10 protein-coding genes and 1 other annotated feature are annotated in these 13,220 nt (G+C 35.9%); of the genes, 6 read left to right on the top strand and 4 right to left on the bottom strand.

Annotated features, from left to right (window positions below; translation table 11 throughout):
* The first annotated feature begins 29 nt into the window (after positions 1-29).
* Entirely contained in the window at positions 30-473 is a 444-nt protein-coding gene (locus tag IGL90_RS02755) for a hypothetical protein (protein WP_002355676.1), read from the top strand.
* A gap of 611 nt (positions 474-1,084) precedes the next feature.
* Here IGL90_RS02755 and IGL90_RS02750 read toward each other — a convergent pair.
* From IGL90_RS02750 to IGL90_RS02735, 4 genes are all read right to left on the bottom strand, one after another.
* Positions 1,085-2,023, bottom strand: a complete 939-nt coding sequence (locus IGL90_RS02750) for a glycosyltransferase family 2 protein (RefSeq protein WP_002376017.1) — start codon at positions 2,021-2,023, stop codon at positions 1,085-1,087.
* Entirely contained in the window at positions 1,989-3,569 is a 1,581-nt protein-coding gene (locus tag IGL90_RS02745; RefSeq protein ID WP_048737527.1) for a membrane protein, read from the bottom strand. Before IGL90_RS02745 ends, IGL90_RS02750 begins: the two co-directional genes overlap by 35 nt.
* A gap of 212 nt (positions 3,570-3,781) precedes the next feature.
* Positions 3,782-6,196: a leucine--tRNA ligase gene (leuS, locus tag IGL90_RS02740; RefSeq protein WP_048737528.1), complete on the bottom strand. Its 2,415-nt coding sequence runs from the start codon at positions 6,194-6,196 to the stop codon at positions 3,782-3,784.
* A 120-nt stretch (positions 6,197-6,316) separates the two neighbouring features.
* Positions 6,317-6,549, bottom strand: a binding site (T-box leader).
* Between the two features lie 50 nt (positions 6,550-6,599).
* On the bottom strand, positions 6,600-8,825 hold the full coding sequence (locus IGL90_RS02735) for an autolysin (protein ID WP_163404256.1): 2,226 nt from the start codon (positions 8,823-8,825) through the stop codon (positions 6,600-6,602).
* Positions 8,826-9,141: 316 nt separating this feature from the next.
* Here IGL90_RS02735 and IGL90_RS02730 point away from each other — a divergent pair, with 316 nt between their 5' ends.
* From IGL90_RS02730 to IGL90_RS02710, 5 genes are all read left to right on the top strand, one after another.
* Entirely contained in the window at positions 9,142-9,801 is a 660-nt protein-coding gene (locus IGL90_RS02730; protein WP_002381265.1) for a DUF1700 domain-containing protein, read from the top strand.
* Positions 9,801-10,826 carry a DUF4097 family beta strand repeat-containing protein gene (locus IGL90_RS02725; RefSeq protein WP_014862125.1) on the top strand — a complete coding sequence of 342 codons (1,026 nt, stop codon included), beginning with the start codon at positions 9,801-9,803 and terminating at the stop codon, positions 10,824-10,826. The genes IGL90_RS02730 and IGL90_RS02725 overlap by 1 nt, the downstream gene beginning before the upstream one ends.
* A gap of 171 nt (positions 10,827-10,997) precedes the next feature.
* A complete protein-coding gene (locus IGL90_RS02720) occupies positions 10,998-11,648 on the top strand; it encodes a phosphatase PAP2 family protein (protein ID WP_002355669.1) in 651 nt (216 codons plus the stop codon).
* 15 nt (positions 11,649-11,663) lie between these two features.
* A complete protein-coding gene (locus tag IGL90_RS02715) occupies positions 11,664-12,632 on the top strand; it encodes a TIGR01212 family radical SAM protein (RefSeq protein WP_048737328.1) in 969 nt (322 codons plus the stop codon).
* Entirely contained in the window at positions 12,632-13,195 is a 564-nt protein-coding gene (locus tag IGL90_RS02710) for a class I SAM-dependent methyltransferase (RefSeq protein ID WP_048737330.1), read from the top strand. The genes IGL90_RS02715 and IGL90_RS02710 overlap by 1 nt, the downstream gene beginning before the upstream one ends.
* Positions 13,196-13,220: the final 25 nt, after the last annotated feature.

The following is a 13,220-nucleotide window of genomic DNA, read 5'->3' as shown; positions in this document are numbered from 1 at the left end:
TTACTCTCAATAAATGAAAGGAGAAAAAAATGCCTACTAATAAAAAAGAAGGAATGCTTTTTACTACGTTAATGTGCTTTCTGATGGTTTTCGGAATGAGCACCTATAATTTATTATTGCATGGAGAATTTTCATTGTACGCCTTATCAAAAGGTTTGCTTCCTGGATTTATCGTTGCTTTTATTTTAGACGTTTTCATCGTTGGTGTCTTAGCTAAGAAAATCGCTTTTTCTTTACCCTTTAATAAAGAAAAACGGCTATTACTTATTCTGACCATTTCGAGTCTCATGATTATCGGCATGGTGACTTGTATGTCTTTATTTGGCTTATTAATGGAAGGCCAGACGTTGTCACTAAGTGCGTATTTCCAAGCTTGGGGCCTGAACTTTATTGTTGCCCTTCCTTATCAATTGCTGATTGTCGGTCCCTTTTCACGTATGATCTTAACCAATTACCAACAACGACAAACTTAGAAAATAGATTTTCATTATTTATTAACTTTTACTATACAAAAAAGAAATGAAAAAATGTATTACGCCTCCAAAATTAGAACAAAAATCTAACTTTGAAGGCGTATTTAAACTAGCAAAATATGATTATACATTCAAGAACAAAGTAGTAAAAGCTTATCAAAATGGAGAATAGATGCTATCAAACACTGGACAAAGCAATTTAATATCTCTTCATATTCCACTGTACAAGAATGAGTCAAAATAGTAGAAAAATTTAATTTTAAGGTCCTTCATCAAAAAACTGCCAACGGATACACCTGAATTTAAGCATTCGAAACATAATCAAAACGGAACATCCTAATTAAGAATAATGCTCTAGCTGAATCCTTTTCTTGATTTGTTTAATGATAAAGTTTTGTCCTTTCCATATTGCTAAACACTCGAATATAAAAGCAATTCTTGACAAAAGAAATTAATAAATTGATTTCCTCTAATTATCAGCGAAGCAAAACGAAACTTCGGTTCAGTGTTCAATACAGTAAACGTTTCATTTCATAAAAATACCGACTAGATTTCTCCAGCCGGTATTCGAGCTCAATTTTGTATTTTACTAAAAAATTCTATTTTTTAATTTAGACTTCTTCTTCAATAATAAAACGTGGTCGCCCCTTAACTTCGGAATAAATTTTACCAATATATTCGCCCACAATAGACAGACTGATTAATTGAATTCCCCCTAAAAACCAGATACTGATGATAAGAGAAGACCAACCAGCTTCAACATTTCCTGTAAAATGTTGTATCAAACTATAAATCATATAAAAGATACCAATTAATAAAGTAATAAACCCTATGTTTCTAACCATTTTAATTGGTACAATTGAAAAGGAAGTAATGCCTTCCATAGCAAAATTAAGCATTTTTTTTAGCGGATATTTTGACTCACCAGCTACTCGAATATTTCTTGAATAATAAACTTTTGTACTAGGAAATCCAACTAATGGAACCATCCCTCTTAAAAATAAGTTTTCTTCTTTAAAAGTTAGTAATACCTTAGTCGCCCGATTGCTCATCAAACGAAAATCTGCATGGTTTGGTACGGTATTCACACCTAGTTTATTCATAAATGAATAAAACATTTCTGCAGTTTTTCTTTTGAACGCGGTATCTGTATCACGGTTACTACGAACGCCATAAACAACATCGTTTCCATCATGATAAGCATCAATCATTCCCTCAATTGCCTCGACATCATCTTGTAAATCTGCATCAATCGTAACAATCATATCTGCAAATTGAACCGCTGTCGTCATACCAGCTAAAAGTGCATTTTGGTGACCAAAGTTGCGACTAAATTTAAGACCTTTAAAATGTTCTTCTTGTTCAGATAGTCTTTTAATAATAGCCCATGTTTTATCTTTACTACCATCATCCACAAACAAAATGGAACTTTCTGTACTTACTTTATTCTTAGCAATCATTCGTTTTAAAAAATCCAACAATACCTTGCTGGAAATAGGTAGTACTTCCTCTTCATTATAACATGGTACTACTATAAAAAGTTTTGACATTTTCTTTTTTCCTCCTATTAGTTGCTGTTAACACACTTTCCCATCCGATTGCTGAAAGTAAATAGAAAAATGGTAAAAATTGAATTAAATAGCGTGAGCGACCACCTTCAAATAATAGTAGAAACATCATAGCTCCAATAATAGTAAGCTTTATGATAATTTCTCTATATAAAATTTGTTTTTTATCAAAGGAGACCGTTGTTAAGTACATACCAAATAACGTAAATATCCATAAAATTTGCATATAAAAACGGAGTGTTCTTGTTCTTTTTCCTTGCTGATAGTAAAAATCTCTGAGAAAACTCTGAAATTTAGATTTAGATTTATTTTCTGGTTTTTGAGGAATTCCATCGCTTCCCCAACCAAAATCACCACGATCAGTATTATTAAAATGCTTTTTGATAATAAATTTCAGATAACCGCCTACTCCATAATCTTGGAGCCTTTTTTTTATTGTCTTCCCTGCATACTCTTTCCTTTCCTTAGTTGTTTTAAACTTACTCATGGTTGATACATCTTGTGAGTTATAACCGCCACTTCCAGTTAAACCCATCATCATCCAATGTGTCATAGGAAATTGTTTTTCTTTATCATATTGAATAACCGTCTGTTGATTTTTATAAATAGTAAATGTAGTTACTGAACTTACCATTCCTATAACAAATAAACAAACGCTGAATATGTTAATATATTTCCTGTTTTTTTTGTAATTTGCAACAAAAATTACTATAAATACTATTGTCCAAGCAATTAAAAAAATAATTGCAGAAGGTTTAATCAAAAAGGTAATTCCACATAATATCCCTAAAAAAAGAATACATATAAAATGATGTTTATTCTTTTTTCCAAGAAAAGAATAAACCAATAGTACTAAAGAAACAAACATAAAAGAAAGACTATCAGTATAAAGAACTAATAACCATGGTGATAATGCTAGACTAAACATAGATAGATATAAAACTAGATAACTAACTCTTTTCGAAAAAAGTCTATTAGCTGCTACTGTTAATACACCTATGCCCGTATCTAAAACAACTATATTCAATAACTGCCAAAAAAGCCATGTATTACCAATATTAGGAGAAAAGTGGTTTACTAAATTAATAATTCCCAACATTAAAAAAAAGAAAAAAGAATTATTAGGATACATCGATAAATAATTGCTAATGGATTCATTGGTTGTATCTAAGTTTTTTAGCCCATTAAAAATACTACCAACATCCCAACTAATTGGAACGGTAGTTACTACTACAATAATTATTTGTAAAACAACTGTAATGGTAATCAATATAAATGTTATTTTTTTCAGATGTTTTTTCAAAAAAAACATCATATTCTCAAAAAAAATAAGGAATCTTTTTCTATAATAGCTAGAAACTGTCAACATTGTCATGGCAAATATTGTAAATAGAATACAAATCAGGTGAGACGCTTTTAATTCTGACAAGTTTAAATTATCGGATTGAACAGCTCCAAAAATAGTCAACAAAATGACTAATGAACTGACTATATTTATCAATTTAAAAATTGAATTTTCTATTTTCATTATCTTTATCCTTTCTCATAAACCTCCAAATAGAATACACTAACAATTAAAAAAATTTCTTATTTTTATAAAAAATAAATAATGCAATGAAATTGTAACATGAAATATCCTATTCATTCTTATATAAATTTCCGATAGTCTCTAGTTAAAAACTATCGGAAATTTCATATGAGTATAAATGAATATTACTAGTTAGTATTAAAACATATAACTTAATTTGCAACAATATTTACTAATTTATCTGGAACAGCAATCACTTTGCGCACTGTTTTTCCTTCAATAAATTCTTTAACAGCTTCATGGTTCATTGCAATTTGTTCTAATTCTTCTTTGCTTAACCCACGAGCGACATTTTGTTTGCCACGTAATTTTCCGTTCACTTGGAAAACTACTTCCACTTCATCTTCTACTAAGGCTGCTTCATCATAGGTTGGCCAAGGGACATAAGTTAAACTTTCCTCGTTACCTAAAATTTGCCATAGTTCTTCACCAATATGTGGCGCGATTGGCGCAAGTAATTGGATAAATCCTTCCACATATTCATAAGGTAAGGCATCCACTTTATTGGCTTCATTCACAAAAACCATTAATTGAGAAATAGCTGTATTAAAGTGCAAGTTTGCCATATCTTCTGTCACTTTTTTAACCGTTTGATGATAAACTTTCGTTAAACGGCCATCATTAATTGTGGTAATTCGGTCACGCATTTTGCCTTCTTCATCAACAATCAGACGCCAAACGCGATCTAAGAATTTACGACTTCCTTCTAATCCATTTTCATTCCAAGCAATGGAAGCATCTAATGGGCCCATGAACATTTCATAAAGACGTAATGTATCCGCACCATATTTAGCCACCACATCATCGGGATTTACAACATTGCCACGTGATTTAGACATTTTTTCGTTGTTTTCTCCTAAAATCATACCTTGGTTGTATAATTTTTGGAAAGGTTCTTTGGTAGGAACCACACCAATATCATATAAGAATTTATGCCAAAAACGAGCATAAAGTAAATGCAGCACCGCATGTTCGGCACCACCAATATAGATATCAACTGGTAACCAACGTTTTAATTTTTCAAAATCAGCAATTTCATTTTTATTATGAGGATCAATGAATCGTAAGTAATACCAAGAGCTTCCAGCCCATTGTGGCATAGTATTCGTTTCACGTTTTCCCTTCATACCAGTTTCAGGGTCGACGACATTGACCCATTCATCAATGTTTGCTAATGGCGATTCCCCAGTTCCACTTGGGCGAATATCCGATGTTACTGGTAAACGTAGAGGTAACTCAGATTCAGGAACCGTTGTGGTTGTTCCATCTTCCCAATGGATCACAGGAATTGGTTCACCCCAGTAGCGTTGACGAGAGAATAACCAGTCACGTAAACGATAAGATACTTCTTTTTTCCCTACGTGATTTTCTTCTAGCCACTCATTCATTTTAGCGATGGCTTCTGCTTTGTTTAATCCATTTAAGAAATCAGAATTGATATGCGGTCCATCACCTGTATAGGCTTCTGTTGTAATGTCGCCACCTGCGATTACTGGTAGGATATCAATGCCAAATGTTTTCGCAAATTCGTAATCCCGTTCATCATGCGCTGGGACCGCCATGATTGCGCCTGTGCCATAGCTTGCTAAAACATAATCGCCAATCCAAATTGGAATTTCTTGGCCATTGACTGGATTTATAGCATACGCACCTGTGAAAACACCTGTTTTTTCTTTTGCTAAATCCGTTCTATTTAAATCAGATTTTTTTGAGGTTTCTTCAATATATGCTTCTACAGCTGCTGTTTGTTCAGGTGTCGTAATTTTTTTCACTAGTTCTAGTTCAGGAGCTAGAACAGTATAGGTTGCACCAAACAAGGTATCAGGACGGGTTGTAAACACCGTGAAACTTTCTTCTGTGCCAGCGACTTTAAAGGTCACATTGGCTCCTTCAGAACGTCCAATCCAATTTCGTTGCATATCTTTAATACTTTCTGGCCAATCAACAAGCTCTAAATCTTCTAATAAGCGATCTGCATAAGCAGTAATTTTCAACATCCATTGACGCATTGGTCGGCGAACCACATCATAACCGCCACGTTCACTTTTTCCATCAATGACTTCTTCATTTGAAATAACAGTTCCTAGTTCAGGTACCCAGTTAACCGCAACTTCTGCTTCATAAGCTAACCCTTTTTCATATAATTTTGTAAATATCCATTGTGTCCATTTGTAATATTCGGGATCAGTGGTATTAATTTCGCGATTCCAATCATAGCTGAATCCTAGTGAATTAATTTGGCGACGGAATGTTTCGATATTTTTCTTAGTAAATTCAGCTGGGTCATTTCCTGTATCTAACGCATATTGCTCTGCTGGCAAACCAAACGCATCCCAGCCCATTGGATGCAACACATTATAGCCTTGCGCACGTTTCATACGTGAAAGAATATCGGTTGCTGTATAGCCTTCCGGGTGACCTACGTGTAAGCCTTGTCCAGATGGATAGGGAAACATATCTAGTGCATAAAATTTTTCTTTATTTGGGTCGTCCAATGTATTGAAACAATTGTTCTTAGCCCAATATTTTTGCCATTTTTTCTCAACCTCTTTGTGATTGTAGCTCATGTTATTCCTCCTAGTAATATAAAATTTTTCATTCTTAAAATTTGCCACCTGCAGCCATTGTCACTATTCTGACTTAAACTAGCCACTTAGTGATAAAAAAAAGTCCTATAGGAAAAATTCCTATAGGACGTGAACATACAAATGCAACGTGGTACCACCTAAATTCGTCAAAGAAACGGTCAGTCACCGTCACCTTAACCTCAAACGTCTTAACGATCGTCACCGACTTTTCCTACTTGGTTTGTTCAAAAAAGTAACTTAAAGGCGAGTTCAAAAGCTTCTGTACGTATTTCCACCAGCCATACGCTCTCTATCACATGGTTCTTTCTACTATTCCTTCTCATTGTTTTTTTCTATTATAAGACTCATGTTACCAAAGATAGCTATTTTTTTCAATCTTAAATTAACCAACTTTTAAAGTTTGACCAATATAAATTGTATCCCCGCTTAAGCCATTTAATTGTTTGATTTTTTGGATGCTGATTCCGTATTGCATTGATAAGCCCCAAAGTGAATCACCGCTTTTAACTGTATGGCGTTTGCCTGATGCACTATTTGTTGAAGAAGCATTGCCACCTGCAGAAGCGCCTTTTTTCACGATGATTGTTTGACCAGCAAAAATTAAATCGCCTTTGATCCCGTTCCATGAACGTAGATTAGCAACACTCACGCCAAACTGTGCAGAAATTTTATTCAGCGTATCACCTGATTTAATCGTGTAGGATGTTGTCGCACCGCCACCATTATTCGTAGGCTTGTTCGTATTCGTTGAACCTGAGTTGGCACCTTTTTTCACGATAATCTTTTGACCAGCAAAAATCAAACTACCGCTGATGTTATTCCAGGCTTGTAAGTTAGCCACACTAACACCGAATTGTGCAGAAATTTTGTTCAAGGTATCGCCTGATTTAATCGTGTAGTACGTATTCGTTCCTGATTGATTATTGTTAGAACCACCATTGCTTGAGCCACCGGTGTTACCTGAAGTACCTTTTTTCACAATAATTTTTTGACCAGCGAAGATTAAATCGCCAGAAATGCCATTCCATGAGCGTAAATTAGCAACGCTCACACCATATTGTGCAGAAATTTTGTTCAAGGTATCCCCTGATTTAATCGTGTAGTACGTGTTCGTTCCTGATTGATTATTGTTAGAGCCACCGTTGTTTGAGCCACCAGTGTTACCTGAAGCACCTTTTTTCACGATGAGCTTTTGACCAACGAAAATTAAATCGCCAGAGATGCCATTCCATGAGCGTAAATTAGCAACGCTCACGCCATATTGCGCGGCAATTTTATTCAAGGTATCCCCTGATTTTACAGTATAGTACGTGTTCGTTCCTGATTGATTATTGTTAGAACCACCGCTGCCTGAGCCACCAGTGTTACCTGAAGCACCTTTTTTCACGATAAGTTTTTGACCAACGAAAATTAAATCGCCAGAGATGCCGTTCCATGAGCGTAAATTAGCAACGCTCACACCATATTGCGCGGCAATTTTATTCAAGGTATCCCCTGATTTTACAGTATAGTACGTGTTCGTTCCTGATTGATTGTTCGAGCCGCCTGTTCCTGGGTTAACTGTTCCGCCCCCAGTATTTCCACCAGAAGATGGTGTATCATATTGAGTTAAGTTATATGCGGTAATGACATTATTTAATTTAGCATTGTAGCTAGGATCTGTCGCATAACGACCTGTTAACCAAGCAGTTGCATCGCGGTACGAGCTTGTATTGCTTTTCCAAGCCCCAGCATAATAGTAAATGCCCGCTTGGAAAGAAGTTGTTTTTAGCACGTGCGCATTATCTTGGAATGATTCCATGTAAGAAGGATATTTACGGAAAGGTTCTTTTTTCACTAACCATTTGCCGTTTAAATATTCCCATGTATCCATATAGACAGATTGTCCATTGTAGCTGCCTTTAATCCCAAATAAGTTATAGTTTGGTGCCTTAGATAACGTACTTGCCCCCCAACCACTTTCAACGATTGCTTGAGCCATCATCACTGATGCATATAAATCATTGGCTTGCGCAATAGGTTGTGCACAACGAGCTAACTCGGCAATAAATTCTGAAGGACTTTGCGTCGGTGATAACGCTGAAAAAGTTTGCGCAGAAGCTACTCTAGCTTCTGGTACTTTTACTTCATCATCGGGTGTAACCGCAGGCGCTGCTTCAGACTCGGTTGTTGAAGGAGCTACTGGCGTGATTTCTGCTACTGAAGAATCAGTCGTTCCTGATTCCACAGGTGTAGTTGAATCAACTGTTGGTTGCTCGGTACTTGGTGTTGTTGGTGTTTCTTTTGATGATTCAGTTGTCGATTCAGTCGTTGTTGACGAATCCGTTGTCGGTTGTTCCGTAGTTCCTGGCGTAGTTCCTGGCGTAGTTTCTGTTGTTGGTGTCTCTACTAAGCCAGTTTCCGTAGTAGGTGCTTGGGCAACTTCCGCATTTGTTGGCTGCTCTTCTGTTGCCTCAGCAGTCACTGGTAGTAACGCAACGGGCGTTCCTACAGATGAAACAATTAACGCCGAGCTGAATAAAGTAGTGCTCTTCTTCCATTGTACTGGCGTTTTCTTTCTTTGTTGTGCTTTCCTTCTTTCGATACGTGACATTGATTCTTTCTTCATTGATACGTCCCCAACTTTCCTTTTTTAACTTATATGTAAATGTAATTTTTTAGTTTTGTTATTATAACAAGTATACCTTTTTTTCTGGCGAATTAAAAACACTTCAACAAAATTTCATATTACTGTAACTAGATTGTAAAGAAGTAATGTTTTTTAACATGGATTTCCTCTCTTGTTACTACTCGGAAAAAAACTGCGACTTTAGTTGTAGACGCTTCTTTACCTTAGTCTGATTTTTGTAATTCCTCTTGTTATTCGCCCAAAAAGAAATTATAGTTTAAGATGAGAAATGAATCGTGTAGAAAGAGGGAGCGGAATGAATAAAGAACATTTTATTATTGAGCTGAAAATTTATTTAAAAGCGTTAAATCCAAAAGATCAAGCTATTATTCTTGCGAAATACAAGGCGTTATTTGATGCTCGTGTTGCGGAAGGCGAAACAGAAGAACAAGTGGCAAAATCATTGGGGAAACCACGAGTTATCGCAGAAGAAATTTTAAAAGAACAAGGCATTGAATTGACGGAACGAAAAATTGAAAATAATGGCTGGCAAGAAATTCCAGCGGCTACACCTGCTTATGATCATCCCTATGAAGAAGAATCTGAATTTTACTATGATAATGATTCTCCTTACTATCAACGACCACAGCATCGGCCGCTAACCCGATTTTTCCAAGTGCTTGGTATTTTCTGTTTAAATTTTTTCTTCATGTTTTGGGTTATTTTAGGGATTGCCTTAATGTACGTCGGTTGTGGCATTGCCGGAGCTGCAACTTTATTTTCACCAATTTATGGTATTTATAGTGTTATTACTCAAGCAAATGCCGCTTCCTTTTTCCAATTATCTATGAGTCTCTTTTTATTTGGTGCATCAATCATTGGTTGGTTACTGTTTCTACCAATTTTAAAATTTTCAGCACATGTCTTTAAGCGTTATTTCCAATGGAACATTGCTGTTTTACGAGGTGATATCTAATGAAAAAAACAACAGGGATTCTCTTATCCATTGCTGTCTTAGCGATGCTAATTGGTGGATCTGGCGCCGTCTATTATTACAAGCAAGCGGAAAAATCAGTCACACCGCTAAAAGAAAGTTATACACTAAAAAATAAACAAGCAGGCGAAGAACTTCACTTATCCTTAAAAGGCAAAGGCCCTTATACCATTTATAAAACTGATAGTAACAAAATGGGGTTACGATCACCGAATAATGCCTTTTATTCAAAAGCTGAAGGCACCTTAGATGTCAAAGAAGAAAAAAATAAAATAACAGCAACCATCAATACCACTCGTACACAAAACCAACCCGAGTTGTCATTTTTTAATATTGGCATTTTTAATGACCTCACACCGAACGTGAGTGTCCAGATTCCTAATAATGTGAAAAAGTTAGTGATTGATGGCTCAACCCATTCACAAGTTTCATTGAATGCTTTTAACGTAGACGAATTAACAACTAATCTACCAAATTCTTATGTTAGTCTATCGGGTGTTAAAGCCAAAAAAATGACGCTTAACTCTTCAGATGGTATCTACCTTTCAGCGGATACTTCCGCTAAAACAGCAACAGTTGAAACCACTGACGGCGATATAACGTTGGATTCAGCCTATTTCGATGAAATCAAAAATACGACTACTTCTGGTGATATTCGAGTGCAAAATGCTCGTGGAAACATCCAAGCAACAACGACAGATGGCGATATTAGCGTCTATGATTTCAAAGGAGAAGCTAACTTTTCAAGTGAAAATGGTGATTTTTCTTTAGACATGCCTGCTGTGCCTAAAAAATTAACTGTCGCTCTTGTCCATGGAGATATTTATGTAAATTCTGGAGAAATTTTGCGTAACATTTCAATCAAAGGTGAATCAAAATTAGGCGATGTTCAACTTTTAAACAAAGAGCGAACATCTTATAAGAATGGTCGTGCGGATACAGAGTTTAACCTTTCTAGCGAATTCGGCGATATTACCGTTGATACTCCTGATGATGATAATCAATAAACATGTGCCAGTTAAAACATCTGTTCTGGCACCACAATGAGAAATTGTGGTGCCAGAACTTTTTTAATATCTGTATCCCCTCCAAATCAGGCAATGAAATTATCTTTTAATTTTTTACCCTTTTGATGGTATAATACGGATTGTTGCGATTAAATTTTGAAAGGATTTTTTATGAAAAACAAACTTTATTATCAATTTGCAGGTAGTTGTTTTCTTTTAGTATTTATGTTTTTAGGCTATGTTGTTCGTTTTTATCCAACCTGGCTCAAAGGCTTTGATCAAACGATTACTTCTTTTGTTCGTCGTCCTTTTCCACAGTTAAATAACTTTTTTATTTGGTACACCAAATTTGCCAATTCATTGACGATTATCATCTTAGCAATCGTTGTCATTGCTCTGTTTATTGTTTGGAAATATTATGCTGAAGCATTATGGCTCTTTATTAATACTGCCTTAATTGCTGGCGTAGGTAATTCTTTATTAAAATTATTCTTTATGCGCCAACGTCCTACTTTGGAGCATTTAGTAACTGAACATACGTATAGTTTTCCTAGCGGACATGCTGTAGGAAGCACCTTGTTCTACGGCACTATTTTATTGATTCTGCCAATTTTCATTAAGAATAAAACGGTCCGCCTTTGTGTGCAAATTTTACTAGGTATTGGGATTTTCATGATTGGGGTTAGTCGAATCTATTTAGGTGTCCATTTCCCTAGCGATATCTTAGGTGGTTTTTGTCTTGGTTTAGCTTGGTTGTTATTAAGTTACCCTATTTATTTAGAAAAACGCTTTGTTTGGCGATTTCAAAGCAAACAACGCTAGAAAGAAGTCTTGATTATGCAAATTTTTCCTTATTCAGATGATCCAAATAAACGCTATCACACTTGGAACTATGCACTTCGTCAACAGTTTGGTGAAAAGATTTTTAAAGTGCCAATTGATGGTGGCTTTGATTGCCCCAATCGTGATGGGACGGTTGCCAAAGGTGGTTGTACGTTCTGTAGTGTTTCTGGCTCAGGCGACATGATTGTTGCACCTAGCGATCCCCTGCCGCTTCAATTTCAAAAAGAAATCCAATTGATGCATCAAAAATGGCCAACTGTCGATCAATACATTGTTTACTTCCAAAATTTCACCAATACACATGCGCCCGTTGACGTTATTCGTCATCGGTTTGAACAAGTAGTCAATGAAAAAGGTGTCGTTGGTTTATCCATTGGTACCCGTCCTGATTGTTTGCCTGATGAGGTGGTGAACTATTTAGCTGAATTAAATGAACGCTTTTATTTATGGGTAGAGTTGGGTTTGCAAACCACGTTTGAGGAAACTAGCGCTGCCATTAATCGTGCTCATGATTATCAAACATATCTAGATGGTGTAGCTAAATTACGGAAACACGGGATTCGGGTCTGTACACATTTAATTAACGGGCTACCTGGTGAAACACCTGCCATGATGCGCGAAAATGTGCGGCGAACTATTCAGGATTCAGATATCCAAGGGATTAAACTGCACTTACTTCATTTAATGACAAATACCAAAATGATGCGGGATTATAATGAAGGACGCTTACAATTGATGAGTAAAGAAGCCTATGTTTCAGTGATTTGTGATCAGTTAGAAATGATTCCACCCGAAATTGTTATTCATCGCTTGACAGGCGATGCTCCCTTTGAAACAATTATCGGACCGATGTGGAGCTTGAAAAAATGGGAAGTTCTCAATGCGATTGATGTGGAAATGAAACGCCGCAACAGTTATCAAGGAAAATATACTGTCATTTCAGGAAAGGAAGTTTTCAATTAATGCTACAAACAGCCCTACATTTTAGTCACCAACTTTTAAAAGAAGTGGTGGAACCTGGCGACTTCGTCATTGATGCAACAATGGGAAATGGTCATGATACAGCATTCTTAGCAGAGCTAGTTGGCCCTTCTGGTGAAGTTTTCGCCTTTGATATCCAAAAAGAAGCGTTGATCAATACAGAACAAAAGTTAACAGAACTTAATTTACTCCCACAAACTACGTTATTTCCATTAGGACATGAACATCTTCATGCTGTCCTAGATGAAGAAACAGAAATCACTGCCGCTATTTTTAACTTAGGCTATTTACCTAAAAGTAATAAGGAAATTATTACAAAACCCACTACGACTAAACAGGCGTTAGATGGGTTACTGCCTCATTTGGTAAAAGGAAGTCGCATTATTTTAGTCGTTTATTATGGCCACGAAGGTGGTTCAGAGGAACTTGATTTGGTCACGAATTACACGCAAGCCTTACCACAAGATATTTACAGTGTCTTACGTTATGAGTTTATCAATCAAAAAAATCAGCCACCTGTTCTTTTCTGTATTGAAAAGAAATAAGAGAACATGGTCGGATTGTCTCCAG

This window comes from Enterococcus sp. DIV1307a (assembly GCF_050537425.1).
Classification (GTDB): domain Bacteria; phylum Bacillota; class Bacilli; order Lactobacillales; family Enterococcaceae; genus Enterococcus; species Enterococcus faecalis.
The sequence above is the reverse complement of the archived record's forward strand: the minus strand, read 5'-3'. Positions and strand labels throughout refer to the sequence as shown.